The following is an 18,231-nucleotide window of genomic DNA, read 5'->3' as shown; positions in this document are numbered from 1 at the left end:
GCGGCCGACGCCTCACGCCGGAGGCCCACCTGGTATGACCGAGCTCCATCTGTGGCTGCGCCACGAGGCCCGCACGACCGAGCGACGCACTCCGATCGTGCCCGACGACGCCCGGCGGCTCGTCGGGCACGGAGTGGAACTGACCGTCGAGGAGTCCCCGCAGCGGGTCTTCCCGATCGAGGAGTACGAGGCGGCCGGCTGCCGTGTCGCGCCCGCGGGCTCCTGGGTGACGGCGCCCCGGGACGCCGTCGTGCTCGGCTTGAAGGAACTGCCCGACGCACCGGCGGGACTGACGCACCGGCACATCTTCTTCGGCCACGCCTACAAGGGCCAGCCGGGAGCGGCGGACCTGCTGGGCCGGTTCGCCGCCGGAGGCGGGGCGCTGTTCGACCTGGAGTACCTGGTGGACGGCACCGGACGGCGTCTCGCCGCCTTCGGGTTCTGGGCCGGTTATCTGGGCGCCGCCCTCGCCGTGCTCCGGCACCGGGGCCGGCTGCGGGCACCGCTGACCCCCACCACCAAGGAACAGCTGGACGAGACGCTGAAGCCGGAGGCCGCCGACGCCGGGTTCGCAGGTCTTGTCATCGGCGCCCTGGGCCGCAGCGGCCGCGGCGCCCGCACGGCCTTCGCCACCGCCGGTGCCGACCCGGCCTGCTGGGACCTCGCCGAGACCCGCGACCTCGACCGTGCCGCCCTGCTGCGGCACGACGTGATGGTCAACGCGGTGCTCGCCACCACCCCCGTCCCGCCCTTCCTGCGCGCGCAGGACCTCGACGCCCCCGACCGCCGCCTGCGCACCGTGTGCGACGTGACCTGCGACGTCGGTTCCCCGCTCAACGTCCTTCCGGTGTACGACGAGACCACCTCCTGGGACGAGCCGGTCCGCCGGCTGCGCGACGAGCCCCCGCTCGACCTGATCGCCATCGACAACCTGCCCTCCCTGCTGCCGCTGGAGTCCAGTACCGACTTCTCGGCCGCCCTGCTGCCCCACCTGCTCGACTTCGGCGTCTCCGGTGCCTGGGGACGCTGCCTGGAAAGGTTCCGTGAGGCGTTTCGCGCGCACGGCCTCGACAAGGGAGAGTTCCTTGACCACTGAACCGGCACCGGCGAGCGGCACCGTCCACTGGATCGGCGCCGGCCTGTCCACGGGCAGCGGTCTCGCAACGCTGTGCGACACCGCCGATCGGGTACGGCTCTGGCACCGCACCGAGAGCCGCGCCGCCGACGCCCTTCGCGGCCTCGGTCTCGCCGACCGGGCCGAGCCCCGTGCGTACACGCTGTCCGCGCTCGCCGGCGAACTCGCCCCGGGCGATGTCGTCGTGTCGATGCTGCCCGCGCCGGAACACGCCCCGCTCCTCACCGAATGCGTACGCCAGGGGGCGCACTTCGCGTGCTCCAGCTATGTGTCGGAGGCGGTGCTGGAACAGGTGCCCGCCGCCTTGAAGGCCGGGCTCGTCGTCCTCACCGAGGCAGGGCTCGACCCGGGCATCGACCACCTGTTCGCCCACGCCCTGGTCGCCCGGGCCCGGGAGGCGATCGGTGACGAGACGCCCGCCTCGTACACCTTCACGTCCTACTGCGGCGGGGTCCCCGCCGTCCCGAACGACTTCACGTACCGCTTCAGCTGGGCCCCCGCGGGTGTCCTGAACGCCCTGCGCTCCCCGGCCCGTTACCTCGAGGGCGGTGCGCAGACGGTCTCCGAGCGGCCCTGGGAGGCGACCCGGCGGCATGTCGTCGACGGGGAGACCTTCGAGGTCTACCCCAACCGGGACAGCGTCCCGTTCGTCGCGCAGTACGGGCTGCCGGACGTCTGGACACCGGCCACGTTCGTCCGTGGCACCCTGCGTCTGGAGGGCTGGCTGCGTGCCTGGGACGGTGTCTTCGAGGAGCTGAAGGCCGGCGACGACACCCGGATCGCCGCCCTGGCCCGGGAGCTGGCCGCCACGTACCCCACCACGGACGACGACCGTGACCGGGTGGTCCTGGCCGTGTCACTGGAGGTGCGCGCCGAGTCGGGGCGCACGTGGAAGGGCGGCTACCTCCTCGACCTGGTCGGCGATGCCGAGGAGAGCGCGATGGCCCGCTGCGTCTCACGGACTCTCGCCCTCGGCGTCCGCCACGTCCTGGACGGCTCCCTGCCGCCCGGCCTGAACCGCGCAGCGGAGACGGCCGCCCGGTCCGAGGAGTGGCTGCGTGAACTCGCGCACGAAGGCGTGCAGTTCAACCTGCGGGTGGACCATTAGCGGAATCGTTCAGTCCGTCAGGGCCTCGTGGATGAGCCGCTTGAGGTCCTTGAACACCGTGTGGGAGGTCCTGGGCCGTACCTGCGTCATGAACTGCACCGTCAGATCACGGCCCGGATCGACCCAGAACGTCGTCGTGGCCACGCCGCTCCAGCCGAAGGCGCCGCGCCCTGACGGGACCAGGGTGCGGGACGGGTCGATCACCACGGAGCAGTTGAGGCCGAAGCCGAGCCCGTCGTTGCCGGGTTCGTCGTGGGCGGGGCGGCTGCCGAAGGCCCGCAGGTCGGCGCCGCCGGGCAGGTGGTTGCGGGTCATCTGCTCCACGGTCCGCGCATCGAGCAGCCGCACGCCGTCGAGTTCGCCCCGGCGGCGCAGCAGTTCCATGAAACGGTGGTAGTCGTGGGCCGAGCACACCATGCCGCCGCTGCCCGACAGGAACCGCGGCCGGCCGCGCAGCGGCAGCCCCGCGATCGGCTCGATGCCGCCGCCCTCCGTCTCCCCGTACATCTCGGAGAGCCGGGGCGCCTGTGCGTCCGTGACGTGGAAGCCCGCGTCCGTCATGCCGAGCGGCCCGAAGATCCGCTCCGCGCAGAACACGTCGAGCGGTTGCCCGGACACGACCTCGATGATCCGGCCCAGGACGTTGCTGGCCACCGAATAGTTCCACTCGGTGCCCGGCTCGAACTGCAGCGGCAGACTCGCGTACACCTCGATGGTCTCGGCCAGGTCCGCGCCCGGCGGTACCGACGACTCCAGGCCTGCCTCGCGGTACAGGGCGTCCACGGGGTGGGTGTGGTAGAAGCCGAAGGTCAGACCCGAGGTGTGGGTCATCAGATGCCGCACGCGTATCGGGCCGTCGGCCGGGCGGGTCTCGACGTCCGGCCCTTCGCCGCCGACGTAGACCCGCGGCTCGGCGAAGGCGGGCAGGTGGGCGGAGACCGGGTCGTCCAGCGACAGCCGCCCCTCCTCCACGAGCAGCAGCGCGGCGACCGCGGTGACCGGCTTCGTCATGGAGTACACCCGCCACAGCGTGTCCGGCTCGACCGGCAGCCCGGCCGCGATGTCGCGCCGGCCGTGTGTCGTGAGGTGGGCGACGCGTCCGGCCCGGGCGACGGACACGAGGAAGCCCGGCAGACGCCCCTCGTCGACCAGCCGGGCGAAGTTCCGGTCCAGGCGGCCCAGCACCTGCGGATCCAGCCCCGCCTCACCCGGATCGACCTCTTGTCGCAGCTGTGCCATGGCTCGTCTCCCGTCGCGCTGGTCGAGATGAGATCCGGCATACCCCGCCCGGACCGCCTCAGACACCCATCGCGGTGCGGGAACGGTTCATGATCGCGCCGGAACGGCTGAGCGAGGACCCCGAGGGTCAGGACGGCACGGCCGGGCAGCTGGTGCCCCGCGGTGGGACGGCCAGGCCGGTGAGGTAGCCGTTCACCGCGTTCTCCATGCACGGCCCGCTGGTGACACTGCCGTGCCCGTGACCCTCGTAGGTGAGCAGCACACCGCTGCGGCCGAGCTGCCGGGTCACCGAGACGGCCCACGGGTAGCCGGTGGCAGGGTCGTGCAGCGCGTTGGACACCAGGATCGGCGGGGCACCGTTCACCTCCAGACGGTGCTGCGGGTTGGGGGTCGGTGCGCCCAGACACGCCGCCGTCATGTGGAGGGGCAGCAGGTGGGGCAGGTCGGGCGCGGTCGTGTTCATCATCGCGACGAGCGAGGCGTACTCCCGGTGGTCGCGTACCGGCAGGTGCCAGTCCGAGCAGAAGACCGGGGTGGCCGGAGGCAGTGGCGCCGTCGAGGTGGGCGACGCGGGCAGCGGCTCGCTCGCGTCCATCGCCGCGATCGCCGTGGCCAGGCCCGCGTGGTCGGCCTGGTAGAATTTCCGGAACGCGATCCTGTTGACCAGGTCCGAGGACGACAGCGAGGTGCCGGGCCGCGCCGGGTCCGCCAGCTCCCCGCGCCCGGCCCGGGCCAGCAGGCCCCGCCAGACGGCACGGACGTCGCGGCCGTGCAGCGCGCAGTCCGCGGCACCGTCGCACCACTTCACGAACTCCCGGAAGGAGTCCTGTGCCGTGGCCGCCTCGGACCGCAGGAAGGCGCGGGTGGTCGGGACGCTGTGGTCCATGACGCTCTCCAGCACCATCGCGCGCACGCGGCGCGGGTAGGTCTCGGCGTACTGCGCCCCGAGCATCGTGCCGTACGAGCTGCCGTGGAAGGTCAGTTTCCGCTCGCCGAGGGCGGCCCGCAGGGCGTCCAGGTCCCGCACCGTCTGGGCGGTGTCGAGGTGGTCGAACACCGGGCCGGTACGGGACCGGCAGTCGGCGCGGAGCCGCCTGTTGTAGGCGGTGGTGGCGTCGAAGTCGGCCTGGTCCTTCATCGCGGGCGAGGGCCGCTCGGCGAGCAGGGCGCCGGAGCAGGTCACGGGGTTGCTGCCCCCGACGCCGCGCGGGTCGAAGCTGACGAGGTCGAACCTGCGGCGGACCTCGGGACTGAACCGGCCGGCACCACGCACCACTCTCTCCACACCCGAGTCGCCCGGCCCGCCGGGGCCGAACACCAGGGAGCCGACGCGGGCTCCGGGACCGGTGGCCTTGCGGCGGGCGACGGCGAGGTCGAACCGCGGCCCGTCCGGGTCGGTCCAGTCGACCGGCACCGAAAGTGTCGCGCACTCGGCTCCCGGCGCCGCCGGGTCGTCACACGGCGCCCACCGCAGAGCCCCGGCCGCGGCGGACGGTGACGCGTGGCCGACAGGTGCGGCGACGAGGCCGGCCAGGACGGCCACGGCGGCGCCCACGGCCGTGGCTGTGCCCCGGACGTCGACGCGCCGCGACAATGATCTGCCCCTGAACGGCATGGAGCCTCCTGGCGAGAAAAGGCGGATGTGTCAGGCATGCGGATCCGGCCGGGAACCTGACATCACGTTAGGTGTGGGGCCACCTCAGTGGTGCTGCCGTCAGGGTCTTTTCCGGGTCGGGTCGGGGACCGCTCAGGGCCGCTCAGGAAGTCAGGGCTGAGGGCGGCCGGGCGTAAAAGAGCGGTCGGCCCACCGGACGGCCGCCCCGCGCGGGGCTCGGGCCTACCGGAAGCCGAGGCGCGGATCGGTGCCGGCCGCCGGCGTTGCCCCCGGTGACGAGGAAGATCTTGCCCTGGGCGGACGGCAGCCGGTGAACGTCCCACGGCCGGTTCCGGTTGCGGAAGACACGGTGACAGGCTCCTTGCTCTTGGGGAGGCCTGCTCAGGAGGAGCACCAACCCGCCCAAGGTCGCAACCTCCGCCGACGTACCGCCGACAGGAAGACGGGCACCGCCGGCAGAAACACGGACACCGCCGACAGACTGCCGACACCCTCCGGAGAAGCACCGAGAGCGATCGGTGAAGGCCCGGGGGAGGCTCCTCAGGGGCGCGGGGAACTGCGCGAACGCCCCCCACGCACCCGCACCCGAGGACCACCCCCGACCTGGCCTCCTCGCAAGCCGTCTGCGGACAACGGGGGCGTCAGGCCGTCACCTTCTCCGGCTGCGCGGCCCCCAGCCCGCCCCGTTCCCCCAGCGACTCCGTGGGAATCCGGTGGGTCTCCCGCGCCGACAGCGCGGCAAGCACCGGCGGCACGCACAACGCCGCCGTGAACAGCGCCACCCCCGACCAGTCGTCGCCCCCGGGCCCGGCGATCCGCGCCGCGAACGTCACCGCGAACCCGGCCGCCGCGAAACCGATCTGCGTGCCGATGGCCACGCCGGACAGCCGGACCCGGGTCGTGAACATCTCGCCGTAGAAGGCGGGCCACACCCCGTTCGCGGCGCTGTAGACCACGCCGAAGCAGACGATGCCCGTCAGGAAGGTCAGCGGGTAGGAGCCCGTGGAGACCGCCCACAGGTACAGGAACATCGTCACCGCGCTGCCGGCCGCGCCGATCAGGAACACCGGGCGGCGCCCGATCCGGTCGGACAGCGTCGCCCACAGCGGGATCGCGGCGAGCGCGACGACGTTCGCCAGGGCGCCCACCCACAGCATGGCCGTACGCGACATGCCGACCGCGTCGCTCGTGGCGTACGCCAGTGCCCACACCGTGAAGATCGTGCTGACCGAGGCGATCAGCGCGCCCGCGATCACGCGCAGCACATCCGCCCAGTGCTCGCGGAGCAGGATCACGAGGGGCAGCTTGACCACCCCCTCCTCGGCCTGCTGGGCGAAGGCCGGTGTCTCGTCCAGCTTGCGGCGGATGACCCAGCCGACGACGGCGACCGCGACGCTCAGCCAGAAGGGCAGCCGCCAGCCCCACGACAGCAGCTGGTCCTCGGGCAGCGCGGCGACCGGGATGAAGACCAGGGTGGCCAGCAACTGGCCGCCCTGCGTGCCGCTGAGGGTGAAGCTGGTGAAGAAGCCGCGCCGGCCCGGTGGCGCGTGCTCCAGCGTCATGGAGTTGGCGCTGGCCTGCTCGCCCGCCGCCGATATGCCCTGGAGCACCCGGCACAGCACCAGCAGGACCGGGGCGAGGCCGCCGACCTGGTCACGGGTCGGCAGACAGCCGATGAGGAACGTCGACAGACCCATCAGCATCAGCGTGAAGACCATGATCTTCTTACGGCCGAGCTTGTCCCCGAAGTGCCCGAGCACCAGCGCGCCGACCGGGCGGGCCGCGTACGCGACACCGAACGTGGCGAGCGACAGCAGGGTCGCCGTGGCCGGGTCGGACTCGTCGAAGAACACTTTGGGGAAGATCAGCGCGGCGGCGCTGCCGTAGATGAAGAAGTCGTAGTACTCCAGGGCGCTGCCGATCCAGGCGGCGGTCGCGGCTTTCCCGGGCTGACCGGGCGGGGCGGCGGGCCCTGAGGGCATGGCGGGGACGGACACGGCGGCTCCTTCGGGGGCTCCGCGCGGAGGCGGGGCGGGGCGACGGACGAACAGAGGGGCGTGCCGGATCGCGGCTAATTAACCCACTGGGTAGTTAGTAGGGGATGGCCAGTGATGCTGCGCCCGTGTGTTGCCGGTGTCAAGGGGTCGTGTCCCGGGTTCAGCGGGCCGTGCGCTCCGCCGTCAGATACGCGATCACCATGTCGCCGAGCATCGCGCGGTAGTGCGCGCGCTGCGCACCGTCGAGCAGGTCGCGGCCGAACAGGGCGCCGAAGGTGTGCCGGTTGGCCACCCGGAAGAAGCAGAAGGAGGAGATCATCGCGTGCAGGTCGACGGCGTCGACGTCGGCCGTGAACAGGCCCGACTCCTGCCCCGAGGCCAGGATCCGGCGGATCACGTCCAGGGCGGGGGAGCCGATCGCCCCGAGCATCTCGGAGCCGGCGATGTGCTGCGCCTCGTGGATGTTCTCGATGCTGACCAGGCGGATGAAGTCGGGGTGCTGCTCGTGGTGGTCGAAGGTCAGCTCGGCCAGGCGCCGGATGGCCGCGACCGGATCCAGATGGTCGACGTCGAGCTGCTGCTCGGCCTCCCGGATCACGCCGTACGCGTGCTCCAGCACAGCCGTGAAGAGCTGCTCCTTGCCGCCGAAGTAGTAGTAGATCATCCGCTTCGTGGTGCGGGTGCGGGCGGCGATCTCGTCGACCCGGGCGCCGTCGTAGCCGGCCCGGGCGAACTCCTCGGTGGCGACGTCGAGAATCTCGGCCCGCGTGCGGGCGGCGTCACGGATGCGCTCGCCGGATCGTGCCGGTTCTTCGACGCTGGTCATCAGGTTCCTTCGGGCGGAGGGTCCGGTGCCGGTGATTCTAGAAGCAGGGGCCCGCCCGCCCGTGGGGTCTTCCCGAGCCCGCGCTCGACTGATATAGCTAACGTACTAGTTCGTACATTAGCGAGCCGCTCGGGAGGCGCGCGTGCCCAAGGAGTCGTATCTCGTCGGACTGATCGGGTCCGGCATCGGCCCGTCCCTCAGTCCGGCGCTGCACGAGCGGGAGGCCGGCCGGCAGGGCCTGCGCCTGATGTACCGGCTGATCGACATCGACACCCTCGGCGTTCCGCCCGAGGCGGTGGGCGATCTGCTGCGGGCCGCCCGTGACCTGGGCTTCGACGGGCTCAACATCACGCATCCCTGCAAACAGCTCGTCATCGAACACCTGGACTCGCTCGCCCCGCAGGCCGAGGGGCTGGGCGCGGTCAACACCGTCGTCTTCGAGGACGGCCGCGCGGTCGGCCACAACACGGACGTCACCGGCTTCGCCGCCTCGTTCGCGCGCGGGCTGCCCGACGCGCCGCTGGAGAGGGTCGTGCAGCTGGGCGCCGGTGGGGCGGGGGCGGCCGTCGCGCACGCCATGCTCACCCTCGGCGCCGGGCGGGTCACCGTCCTCGACGCCCTGCCCGAGCGGGCCGCGGCCCTGGCCGGCTCCCTGAACCGGACCTTCGGAGAGGGCCGGGCGGCCGCCGCCTCCCCGGACCGGCAGGCGGAACTCCTCGCCCGGGCCGACGGCATCGTCCACGCCACCCCCACCGGCATGGCCGCCCACCCCGGCCTGCCCCTGCCCGCCGGGCTGCTGCACTCCGGACTGTGGGTGGCCGAGGTGGTCTACCGCCCGCTGGAGACCGAGCTGTTGCGCACGGCCCGCGCCCTGGGCTGCGCCACCCTCGACGGCGGCGGCATGGCCGCGTTCCAGGCCGCCGACGCGTTCCGCCTGTTCACCGGCCGGGAACCCGGCGCCGCGCGGATGCTGGCCGACCTGACCGAACTGGCGCCGGGGCAGATCACTCCGTCATGGGCAGGCACTCGGCGAGCAGGCTGACGACGTCACGCCAAGCCCGCTGCGCGTGCCGTGGGTGGTAGCCGACGCCGGGGACCACCGTGTGGTCGACCGGTGGGTGGTGGAAGGCGTGCAAGGCGCCGCCGTAGACCACCAGGCGCCAGTCGACGCCCGCGGCCTGCATCTCGGCGGTGAACGCTTCCCGTTGCGCGGGCGGCATGATCGGGTCCTCCGACCCGACCCCGGCCCACACCGGGCAGCGGATGCGCGCCGCTTCGCCCGGCCGGCCCGTGGTGGTTGCGTTGACTGTCCCGATCGCGCGCAGGTCGACGCCGTCGCGACCGAGTTCCAGCGCGATTGCGCCTCCGGTGCCATAGCCGACGGCGGCGATCCGGTCGGGGTCGGTCCGCGGCTCGGCGCGGAGCACGCCGAGCGCCGCGTGGCCGATGCCCCGTAGCCGGTCGGGGTCGGCGAGCAGTGGCATGCAACGGGCCCGCATCTCCTCGGGGTCGCCCAAGTAGCGCCCTCCGTGGAGGTCGAAGGCCAGTGCCACGTATCCCAGTCGGGCGAGCGCATCGGCTCGGCGGCGCTCGACGTCGCTGAGCCCCACCCCCTCGGGCCCGACCAGGACCGCGGGCCGGCGGCCGGCGCCGGCCGGGAGCGCGAGGTGCCCGATCATCGTCAGCCCGTCGGCCGCGTACTCGACCGTGCGTGTGGTGACTGTCGTCATGAGCCCCGACTGTAGTGATCGCCGAGCCAGGTGCGGCCGGTGTTCTGCCGCTGGCAGAAGACAGGTCTCGGGCGTTCTTCCGGAAGCACCCCGTCGGCAGTTCGGCTGAGCCGTAGGTCCCGGTTCGCGGCGCGTACGGCGGCGAGGCCCTCGGCGAGTTCGGAGCACGGGCGCTCACTGGCGGCTGACGGTCCGGGTGATGCCGGTGACGACGGTGGTGGCGAGGATCCAGCCCGTGAGCACGAGGGCGTAGGAGAGCCACTGGTAGCCGTCGGTGGGGGCGAACGCGGCCTCCTGGCCGAAGGAGATCACCGGCAGCAGCAGGTCGAGGGTGTAGAAGACCGGGTTGAACTGGGGTGCCTCGTCCGGCTTCAGCGGCGCGGGATGGTGCAGCGCGTAGACGAGCGAGCCGGCCATCAGCAGCGACACCAGCCAGCCCGCTGCCCGCAGGGGGCGGAAGCCGTAGCCGACGGTGGCGTCCTGCACATGGCCCCACAGCCGGCCGTACCAGGGCAGGGTGTCACGTCTGCGGCGCTGCTTGGCGAGCTGGACGAGCCGGGCGGCGGGATCGTCGCCGATCCTGCGGTAGGCGGCGGTCAACTGCTCGTAGGCGTGCGGGACGTAGCCCTCGCCGTCCCGTTCCAGCATCGCCAGCCGCCGCTCGGCGGGCTCGTGCGGGGTGAGGGAGGTGTAGACGAGACTGTTGAGCAGGACCTCGTCGGGCACCACCTCCGGCTCCAGGAACAGCACGTCCAGCTGGGCGCGGCGCAGGTTGAGGATGCCCTCCATGCGAGGCCCCTTGCGCAGCCAGAGTTCGCCGATGGTGCAGCTGCTGGCCCGCAGCGCCGCGTCACCCGGATTGGCCAGGGTCGCGTGCGACAGGTCGAGACGGCCCGCTATGTGCGCGCCGCGCAGGCCGATCCAGCCGAGCACGTCCGCCTCGCGCAGCCTGGTGTCGCCCTCCACCGTGAGGGTCTCCGCGTCCAGGGCCACCTCGCCCGCGCCGACCCGCAAACGCGCCTCGTTGAGGTCGATCGTGCCGTCGACCGACGCGCCGGACAGCCGTACCTCGCCGCATGTGCGCAACCCCGGCGCCGACAGGCCCTCCCCGATGGTCACATGGTTGAGCTGGAGTGCCGGCTGACCGGCGGGCGGTTCGCCGATGTCGGCCCCGTCCATGAACAGCGCGCCGGAGATCTGCGCCCCGCCGAGCCGTACGGGCCCGCCGAACCGGCAGTCCGACAGACGCAGCACGCCGTCCACGCGCAGGGTCTCGGCACTCAGGGCGGGCAGGACGGAACCGCGCAGGTTCAGCTGCCGCAGTCGCGCCGCGTACAGCACGGGCGGGTCCTCGAAGAAGCAGTCGCTGAGGCGCACGGGGTGGTCGACATCGGCGTACTGGAGGAGCAGTTCCCCGGTGATCCGCGCGCCGGCCAGCCTGAGGGCGGCGGTCTCCCCGTCCTCCTGCGGGGCGCTCAGCAGCAGTGCCCGCACCACGGCGGCCCGTACGGTCCGTTCGGGGCCCCATTGCGCGCCCCGTGCCGGGTCCTGGTCCGCCGCGTCCCGGAAGTCCACGTCCTGGCCGCGCGGAAAGGCGCGCCACACCCGCTCCTCGGCGGGCGTCATGTCGTCGATCTCCATCAGCGGGGACTCTGACGTGCCCGGCCGGAGGTGTCAACTCACCTCCGGCCGGGGCGCGTTACGCCCGGGTGTTCCACTCCGCGATCACAGGCCGGCCGTGCTCGGCCGACAGTCGGCAGACCGTCCCGGTCTCCAGCCGGAACAGCCGTCCCTCCGCCGGGGACAGACCCAGCCTGCGGGCGGTCAGCACACGGAGGAAATGGCCGTGCGCCACCAGCATCACGTCCCCCTCGGGCAGTGACTTCTCCGCCCGGGACAGCACCCGGTCGGCCCGTTCGCCGACCTCCTCGGGCGACTCGCCCGGCTCGCCGTCGGGGCCGGGCGGGCTCCCGTCGGTCCACAGGTCCCAGCCGGGACGGGTGCGGTGTATCTCCTCGGTGGTGACGCCCTCGTAGGCGCCGTAGTGCCACTCGTGGAGGTCCGCGTCCTGCACGGTCCCGGTCAGGCCCGCGAGTTCGGCGGTGCGCACCGCGCGGCCGAGGGGGCTGGTGAGGACCAGTGCGAAGGGGCGGTCCGCGAGGAGCGGGGCGAGCGAGGCGGCCTGCTCCTCACCGCGTGGGGTGAGGGGCAGGTCGGTGAAGCTGGTGTGCTGTCCGCTCCGGCTCCACTCCGTCTCGCCGTGGCGGACCAGCAGCAGATCTCCCACGTCCTACGCCTTCTTCGCCGACTCGACGGCGTGACCGCCGAACTGGTTGCGCAGCGCCGCGATCATCTTCATCTGCGGCGAGTCGTCCTGCCGGGAGGCGAACCGGGAGAAGAGCGAGGCGGTGATCGCGGGCAGCGGCACGGAGTTGTCGATCGCGGCCTCCACCGTCCAGCGTCCCTCACCGGAGTCCTGGGCGTAGCCCCGCAGCTCGGTGAGGTGCTCGTCGTCGTCCAGGGCGTCCACCGCCAGGTCGAGCAGCCAGGAGCGGATGACGGTGCCCTGCTGCCAGGAGCGGAACACCTCGCGGACGTTGTCCACCGAGTCCACGGCCTCCAGCAGCTCCCAGCCCTCGGCGTAGGCCTGCATCATGGCGTACTCGATGCCGTTGTGGACCATCTTCGCGAAGTGCCCGGCACCGACCTTGCCGGCGTGGACGTAGCCGTACGGGCCCTCGGGCTTGAGCGCCTCGAAGATCGGCTGGAGCCGGTCGACGGTCTCCTTCTCGCCGCCGACCATCAAGGCGTAGCCGTTCTTCAGGCCCCACACGCCGCCGGAGACGCCCGCGTCGACGAAGCCGATGCCGCGCTTGCTCAGCTCCTCGGCGTGCTTCTCGTCGTCCGTCCAGCGCGAGTTGCCGCCGTCGACCACCGTGTCGTAGGGCTTGAGAAGGCCCCCGAGCTGGTCGATGACGTGCTGGGTGGGGTCGCCTGCCGGGACCATGACCCAGACCGTGCGGGGCGCTTCCAGCTGGTTGACGAGGTCGGCCAGACTGCTCGCGTCCGACTTCTCGGGATTGGTGTCGTAGCCGATGACGGTGTGGCCGGCGTTGCGCAGACGCTCGCGCATGTTGCCGCCCATCTTGCCGAGACCCACAAGACCGATCTGCATGTCAGCTCACTTCCCGAAGTTTGCGGTAGGCGGCCACCAGCGCGGCCGTGGACGGGTCGAGACCGGGGACGTCAGCGCCCTCGGTCAGGGCGGGCTCGACGCGCTTGGCGAGCACCTTGCCGAGCTCGACGCCCCACTGGTCGAAGGAGTCGATGTTCCAGACGGCGCCCTGCACGAACACCTTGTGTTCGTAGAGGGCGATGAGCTGACCGAGGACCGACGGGGTCAGTTCGGTGGCCAGGATCGTCGTGGTGGGGTGGTTGCCCCGGAAGGTGCGGTGCGGCACCTGCTCCTCGGGCACGCCCTCCGCGCGGACCTCCTCGGCGGTCTTGCCGAAGGCGAGCGCCTGGCCCTGCGCGAACAGGTTGGCCATCAGCAGGTCGTGCTGCGCCTTCAGTTCGTCGCTCAGCTCGGCGACCGGCCGGGCGAAGCCGATCAGGTCGGCCGGGATGAGCTTGGTGCCCTGGTGGATGAGCTGGTAGTAGGCGTGCTGCCCGTTGGTGCCGGGCGTGCCCCAGACCACCGGCCCGGTCTGCCACTCCACCGGTTTTCCGTCGCGGCCCACCGACTTGCCGTTGGACTCCATGTCGAGCTGCTGGAGGTAGGCGGTGAACTTGGACAGGTAGTGGCTGTAGGGCAGCACCGCGTGCGACTGGGCGTCGTGGAAGTTGCCGTACCAGATGCCCAGCAGGCCCAGCAGCAGCGGGGCGTTGGCCTCGGCCGGGGCGTTGCGGAAGTGCTCGTCGACGATGCGGAAGCCGTCGAGCATCTCCCGGAAGCGGTCCGGGCCGATCGCGATCATCAGGGACAGGCCGATGGCGGAGTCGTAGGAGTAGCGGCCGCCGACCCAGTCCCAGAACTCGAACATGTTGTCCACGTCGATGCCGAAGCCGGCGACCTTCTCCGCGTTGGTCGACAGCGCGACGAAGTGCTTGGCCACCGCCTTCCCGTCGCCCCCGAGCCCCTTCAGCAGCCAGGACCGCGCCGAGGTCGCGTTGGTGATCGTCTCGATCGTGGTGAAGGTCTTGGACGCGACGATGAACAGCGTCTCCGCCGGGTCCAGGTCGCGCACCGCCTCGTGCAGGTCCGAGCCGTCCACGTTCGACACGAAGCGGAGCGTCAGCTCCCGCGCGGTGAACGGCCGCAGCGCCTCGTAGGCCATGGCCGGGCCGAGGTCCGAGCCGCCGATGCCGATGTTGACGACGTTGCGGATCCGCTTGCCGGTGTGGCCGGTCCACTCCCCGGAGCGCACCCGGTCCGCGAAGGCGGCCATCTTGTCGAGCACGGCGTGCACGGCCGGGACGACGTTCTCGCCGTCGACCTGTATCACCGCGTCCCGCGGGGCGCGCAGCGCGGTGTGCAGCACGGCCCGGTCCTCGGTGGTGTTGATCTTCTCGCCGCGGAACATGGCATCCCGCAGCCCGAACACGTCGGTGGCCGTGGCCAGCTCCTGCAGCAGGGCCAGCGTCTCGTCGGTGACCAGGTGCTTGGAGTAGTCGATCCGCAGGTCGCCCACGTGCACCACGTAGCGCTCGGCGCGGCCCGGGTCCGCCGCGAACAGCTCACGCAGCTCCGGTTGCGGCAGGGCGTCCGTGCGGTGGTCCTCCAGGGCGGTCCACTCGGGGCGCCGGCTGAGCCGGGGGGAGTCGGAAGGGGAGTCAGACATGAGCGGGGGTCTCCTCTGTCGCCTCGCCGTTCAGGGCGATGGCGTACATCTCGTCCGCGTCGAGGCGCCGCAGCTCCTCGGCGATCAGTTCGGAGGTCGCGCGGACCTTCAGCGCGAGGGTGCGTGACGGCTGGCCCGGCAGGGTCAGCGTGGCCAGCGGCCCCTCGGGGCGGTCGATGACGATCTCGCCGTGCTCGGTGCCCAGGCGCACGGCGGTCACGACCGGCCCGGCGGTGACCACGCGGTCGACCCGGACGTGCAGCCGCGCCTCCAGCCAGCGGGCCAGCAGCTCGGCGGCCGGGTTCTCGGCCTCGGCCTCCACCGCCGCGGAGACGATCCGCGCCCGGGCCTGGTCCAGCGCGGCCGCGAGCATCGAACGCCAGGGCGTCAGCCGGGTCCAGGCGAGGTCGGTGTCGCCGGGGGCGTACGAGCGGACCCGGGCCTGCAGCGTCTCCAGCGGGTTCTCGACGGCGTACAGGTCGGTGATCCGTCGCTGGGCCAGTGCGCCGAGCGGGTCCTTGGAGGGCACCTCGGGGGCGTCCACCGGCCACCACACCACCACCGGCGCGTCCGGCAGCAGCAGCGGCAGCACCACCGAGTCGGCGTGCTCGGACACCTCGCCGTAGGTCCTGAGGATCACCGTCTCGCCGGTGCCCGCGTCGGCGCCCACCCGGACCTCGGCGTCCAGCCGGGAGGACTGGCGGTCGCGCGGCGTGCGGGCGTGCCGCTTGATGACGACCAGAGTGCGCGAGGGGTGCTCGTGCGAGGCCTCCTCGGCCGCCTTGATGGCGTCGTAGGCGTTCTCCTCGTCCGTGACGATCACCATCGTCAGGACCATGCCCACGGCTGGTGTGCCGATGGCGCGGCGGCCCTGCACCAGCGCCTTGTTGATCTTGCTTGCCGTGGTGTCGGTCAGGTCGATCTTCATGGCCTGCGCCAGCTCCGTCCGTCTCGTGCGAGCATCTCGTCCGCTTCCCCGGGTCCCCAGCTGCCCGAGGTGTACTGTGCGGGCCTGCCGTGCGTGGCCCAGTACTGCTCGATCGGGTCGAGGATCTTCCAGGACTCTTCCACTTCCTGGTGACGGGGGAACAGGTTGGCGTCGCCCAGGAGCACGTCAAGGATCAGCCGTTCGTACGCCTCGGGGCTCGATTCGGTGAACGACTCGCCGTAGGCGAAGTCCATCGTGACGTCCCGGATCTCCATCGACGTCCCGGGCACCTTCGAGCCGAAGCGGACCGTCATGCCCTCGTCCGGCTGGACGCGGATGACGATCGCGTTGGAGCCCAGTTCCTCGGTGGCGGACGAGTCGAAGGGGGAGTGCGGCGCCCGCTGGAAGACGACGGCGATCTCCGTCACCCGGCGCCCGAGACGCTTGCCGGTGCGCAGGTAGAACGGGACGCCGGCCCAGCGGCGGTTGTCCACCTGGAGCCTGATCGCGGCGTAGGTGTCGGTCGTGGAGGAGGGGTCGATGCCGTCCTCCTCCAGATAGCCGCGCACCTTCGCGCCCCCCTGCCAGGCCGCCGCGTACTGCCCGCGCACGGTGTTCGCCCCGAGGTCCTGCGGCAGCCGCACCGCCTTGAGGACCTTGAGCTTCTCGGTGAGCAGCGAGGGGGCGTCGAAGGCGGCCGGCTCCTCCATCGCGGTCAGCGCCATCAGCTGGAGCAGGTGGTTCTGGATGACGTCACGGGCGGCGCCGATGCCGTCGTAGTACCCGGCCCGGCCGCCGATGCCGATGTCCTCGGCCATGGTGATCTGCACGTGGTCGACGTACGACCGGTTCCAGATCGGCTCGAACATCTGGTTGGCGAAGCGCAGCGCCAGGAGGTTCTGGACGGTCTCCTTGCCGAGGTAGTGGTCGATGCGGAAGACCTGCTCCGGATCGAACACGTCGTGCACGATGCGGTTGAGCTCCTCGGCCGACGTCAGGTCGTGCCCGAACGGCTTTTCGATCACCGCCCGGCGCCAGGAACCCTCGGGCGCGGCGGCCAGCTTGTGCTTCTTCAGCTGCTGGACGACCTTCGGGAAGAACTTCGGCGGCACCGACAGGTAGAAGGCGTAGTTGCCGCTGGTGCCCCGGGAGGCGTCCAGCTCCTCGATGGCGGAGCGCAGCTGCTTGAACGCCGTGTCGTCGTCGAAGTCGCCCGGGATGAACCGCATGCCCTCGGCGAGCTGCTGCCAGACCTCCTCGCGGAACGGGGTCCGGGCGTGCTCGCGGACCGCGTCGTGCACCACCTGCGCGAAGTCCTGGTCCTCCCAGTCCCGGCGGGCGAAGCCCACCAGGGAGAAGCCCGGCGGCAGCAGACCGCGGTTGGCCAGGTCGTACACCGCCGGCATCAGCTTCTTGCGGGACAGGTCTCCGGTGACGCCGAAGATGACGAGCCCGGAGGGCCCCGCGATCTTAGGCAGACGGCGGTCGCGTGCGTCGCGCAGGGGGTTCTCGAAGTGGGTGTCGGCGTGCTCCGTACGGGGAGCGTGACCGCTCACCCCGCTCTGCTCGACTCCGGCCGCCTCCTGGGCGGCCAGGGCCTCCTTCTCCTCCTTGGTCCCCTTCGTCTCCTGTTCGGCCGTCTGGGGGATGCCCTCGATGCCCTCGCTCATTCCGCGTCAACTCCCTTGTCGTTCAAGGACTTGGTGACCGCGTCCAGCAGCTCCTGCCAGGCCACCTCGAACTTGGCCACGCCCTCGTCCTCCAGTTGCCGCACCACCTCGTCGTATGCAATGCCGAGCCGTTCGACGGCCGCCAGGTCCGCGCGTGCCTGGGCGTAACCGCCGGAGACGGTGTCGCCCTGGACGTCGCCGTGGTCGGCGACGGCGTTCAGCGTGGCCTCCGGCATGGTGTTGACCGTGCCGGGGGCGACCAGCTCGTCCACGTACAGGGTGTCCTTGTAGGCCGGGTCCTTCACACCGGTGGAGGCCCAAAGGGGGCGCTGCCGGTTCGCGCGGGCCCCGCCCAGCGCCTGCCAGCGCGCCCCGGTGAAGACCTGCTCGTACGCCTCGTAGGCGAGCCGCGCGTTGGCCAGGGCGGCCCGGCCCTTCAGGGCGAGGGCCTCCTGTGTGCCCAGCAGCGTCAGCCGCTTGTCGATCTCGGCGTCCACACGGGAGACGAAGAACGAGGCGACCGAGTGAATCGCGGACAGGTCGAGGCCGTCCGCCTGTGCCTTCTCCAGCCCCGCGAGATAGGCGTCCATCACCTCGCGGTACCGCTCGAGCGAGAAGATCAGCGTCACGTTGACACTGATACCCGCCCCGACGACTTCCATGATCGCGGGCAGGCCCGCCCGCGTCGCCGGGAGCTTGATCATCACGTTGGGGCGGTCCACCAGCCAGGCCAGCTGCCGGGCCTCGGCGACCGTCGCCCGCGTGTCGTGGGCGAGGCGCGGGTCGACCTCGATGGAGACCCGGCCGTCCCGGCCGCCGGTCGCGTCGTACACCGGGCGCAGGACGTCGGCGGCGGCCCGGACATCGGCGGTCGTCATCATCCGGACGGCCTCGTCGACCGTCACACCGCGCACCGCCAGGTCGGCGAGCTGCTCCTCGTAGCCCGCGCCCGAGCCGATGGCGGCCTGGAAGATGGACGGGTTGGTGGTGACGCCGACGACGTTCCTCGTGGCGACGAGTTCGGCCAGGTTGCCGGACTCGATCCGCCGGCGCGACAGGTCGTCGAGCCAGATCGACACGCCCTCGTCGGACAGGCGCTTGAGTGCTCCCGCATTCGCGGTCGCTTCGGACACAGTGATCAT

Annotated in this window: 15 protein-coding genes; 3 read left to right on the top strand and 12 right to left on the bottom strand. The window is 71.8% G+C overall.

Translation table 11 applies throughout. The features are described from left to right. Positions 1–34 precede the first annotated feature (34 nt). Both ACFCXS_RS30615 and ACFCXS_RS30610 read left to right on the top strand, forming a co-directional pair. Positions 35–1,096: a saccharopine dehydrogenase gene (locus ACFCXS_RS30615; protein ID WP_376646600.1), complete on the top strand. Its 1,062-nt coding sequence runs from the start codon at positions 35–37 to the stop codon at positions 1,094–1,096. After that, positions 1,086–2,243 (top strand): saccharopine dehydrogenase family protein, encoded by a 1,158-nt coding sequence (locus tag ACFCXS_RS30610; protein WP_376646599.1) that lies wholly within the window; start codon positions 1,086–1,088, stop codon positions 2,241–2,243. Before ACFCXS_RS30615 ends, ACFCXS_RS30610 begins: the two co-directional genes overlap by 11 nt. 9 nt (positions 2,244–2,252) lie before the next feature. Here ACFCXS_RS30610 and ACFCXS_RS30605 read toward each other — a convergent pair whose 3' ends face one another. From ACFCXS_RS30605 to ACFCXS_RS30590, 4 genes are all read right to left on the bottom strand, one after another. Further along, positions 2,253–3,482: a serine hydrolase domain-containing protein gene (locus ACFCXS_RS30605; protein ID WP_376646598.1), complete on the bottom strand. Its 1,230-nt coding sequence runs from the start codon at positions 3,480–3,482 to the stop codon at positions 2,253–2,255. Between the two features lie 127 nt (positions 3,483–3,609). Next, positions 3,610–5,097 carry an alpha/beta hydrolase gene (locus ACFCXS_RS30600; protein ID WP_376646597.1) on the bottom strand — a complete coding sequence of 496 codons (1,488 nt, stop codon included), beginning with the start codon at positions 5,095–5,097 and terminating at the stop codon, positions 3,610–3,612. A 641-nt stretch (positions 5,098–5,738) separates the two neighbouring features. Further along, positions 5,739–7,094 (bottom strand): MFS transporter, encoded by a 1,356-nt coding sequence (locus ACFCXS_RS30595; protein WP_376646596.1) that lies wholly within the window; start codon positions 7,092–7,094, stop codon positions 5,739–5,741. Between the two features lie 160 nt (positions 7,095–7,254). Then, positions 7,255–7,920 (bottom strand): TetR family transcriptional regulator, encoded by a 666-nt coding sequence (locus ACFCXS_RS30590; RefSeq protein WP_376646595.1) that lies wholly within the window; start codon positions 7,918–7,920, stop codon positions 7,255–7,257. A gap of 142 nt (positions 7,921–8,062) precedes the next feature. Between ACFCXS_RS30590 and ACFCXS_RS30585 the strand changes: the two genes are divergently transcribed. Beyond that, a complete protein-coding gene (locus ACFCXS_RS30585; RefSeq protein ID WP_376646594.1) occupies positions 8,063–8,962 on the top strand; it encodes a shikimate dehydrogenase in 900 nt (299 codons plus the stop codon). Here ACFCXS_RS30585 and ACFCXS_RS30580 read toward each other — a convergent pair. The 8 genes from ACFCXS_RS30580 to tal all read right to left on the bottom strand — a co-directional run bounded on the left by ACFCXS_RS30580 (position 8,925) and on the right by tal (position 18,231). After that, a complete protein-coding gene (locus ACFCXS_RS30580; protein ID WP_376646593.1) occupies positions 8,925–9,650 on the bottom strand; it encodes a dienelactone hydrolase family protein in 726 nt (241 codons plus the stop codon). The genes ACFCXS_RS30585 and ACFCXS_RS30580 overlap by 38 nt on opposite strands. 174 nt (positions 9,651–9,824) lie before the next feature. Beyond that, the gene (locus tag ACFCXS_RS30575) at positions 9,825–11,291 is read right to left on the bottom strand and encodes a membrane-associated oxidoreductase (protein ID WP_376646592.1); all 1,467 of its coding nucleotides are present in this window, start codon (positions 11,289–11,291) and stop codon (positions 9,825–9,827) included. 58 nt (positions 11,292–11,349) lie between these two features. Continuing rightward, positions 11,350–11,937 carry a histidine phosphatase family protein gene (locus ACFCXS_RS30570; RefSeq protein WP_376646591.1) on the bottom strand — a complete coding sequence of 196 codons (588 nt, stop codon included), beginning with the start codon at positions 11,935–11,937 and terminating at the stop codon, positions 11,350–11,352. Positions 11,938–11,940: 3 nt separating this feature from the next. After that, positions 11,941–12,825, bottom strand: a complete 885-nt coding sequence (gene gnd / locus ACFCXS_RS30565; RefSeq protein WP_376646590.1) for a phosphogluconate dehydrogenase (NAD(+)-dependent, decarboxylating) — start codon at positions 12,823–12,825, stop codon at positions 11,941–11,943. Between the two features lies 1 nt (position 12,826). After that, positions 12,827–14,491: a glucose-6-phosphate isomerase gene (gene pgi, locus ACFCXS_RS30560; protein WP_376646589.1), complete on the bottom strand. Its 1,665-nt coding sequence runs from the start codon at positions 14,489–14,491 to the stop codon at positions 12,827–12,829. Then, a complete protein-coding gene (gene opcA, locus ACFCXS_RS30555) occupies positions 14,484–15,419 on the bottom strand; it encodes a glucose-6-phosphate dehydrogenase assembly protein OpcA (RefSeq protein WP_352096694.1) in 936 nt (311 codons plus the stop codon). The genes pgi and opcA overlap by 8 nt, the downstream gene beginning before the upstream one ends. After that, a complete protein-coding gene (gene zwf, locus ACFCXS_RS30550) occupies positions 15,416–17,089 on the bottom strand; it encodes a glucose-6-phosphate dehydrogenase (RefSeq protein ID WP_376646588.1) in 1,674 nt (557 codons plus the stop codon). The genes opcA and zwf overlap by 4 nt, the downstream gene beginning before the upstream one ends. Next, positions 17,086–18,231: a transaldolase gene (gene tal / locus ACFCXS_RS30545; RefSeq protein WP_376646587.1), complete on the bottom strand. Its 1,146-nt coding sequence runs from the start codon at positions 18,229–18,231 to the stop codon at positions 17,086–17,088. Before tal ends, zwf begins: the two co-directional genes overlap by 4 nt.

Origin of the sequence: Streptomyces sp. NPDC056373 (assembly GCF_042262425.1) — a bacterium.
Lineage (GTDB): Bacteria > Actinomycetota > Actinomycetes > Streptomycetales > Streptomycetaceae > Streptomyces.
Note: the sequence above shows the minus strand (reverse complement) of the source record. Positions and strands in the feature narration are given on the sequence as shown.

Bases quoted from the DNA above. Each gene is read 5' to 3' on its own strand.
- ACFCXS_RS30615 (WP_376646600.1), top strand. From the start codon at position 35: ATGACCGAGCTCCATCTGTGGCTGCGCCACGAGGCCCGCACGACCGAG.
- ACFCXS_RS30605 (WP_376646598.1), bottom strand. From the start codon at position 3,482: ATGGCACAGCTGCGACAAGAGGTCGATCCGGGTGAGGCGGGGCTGGAT.
- ACFCXS_RS30600 (WP_376646597.1), bottom strand. From the start codon at position 5,097: ATGCCGTTCAGGGGCAGATCATTGTCGCGGCGCGTCGACGTCCGGGGC.
- ACFCXS_RS30590 (WP_376646595.1), bottom strand. From the start codon at position 7,920: ATGACCAGCGTCGAAGAACCGGCACGATCCGGCGAGCGCATCCGTGAC.
- ACFCXS_RS30580 (WP_376646593.1), bottom strand. From the start codon at position 9,650: ATGACGACAGTCACCACACGCACGGTCGAGTACGCGGCCGACGGGCTG.
- ACFCXS_RS30575 (WP_376646592.1), bottom strand. From the start codon at position 11,291: ATGGAGATCGACGACATGACGCCCGCCGAGGAGCGGGTGTGGCGCGCC.
- gnd (WP_376646590.1), bottom strand. From the start codon at position 12,825: ATGCAGATCGGTCTTGTGGGTCTCGGCAAGATGGGCGGCAACATGCGC.
- pgi (WP_376646589.1), bottom strand. From the start codon at position 14,491: ATGTCTGACTCCCCTTCCGACTCCCCCCGGCTCAGCCGGCGCCCCGAG.
- opcA (WP_352096694.1), bottom strand. From the start codon at position 15,419: ATGAAGATCGACCTGACCGACACCACGGCAAGCAAGATCAACAAGGCG.
- zwf (WP_376646588.1), bottom strand. From the start codon at position 17,089: ATGAGCGAGGGCATCGAGGGCATCCCCCAGACGGCCGAACAGGAGACG.
- tal (WP_376646587.1), bottom strand. From the start codon at position 18,231: ATGATCACTGTGTCCGAAGCGACCGCGAATGCGGGAGCACTCAAGCGC.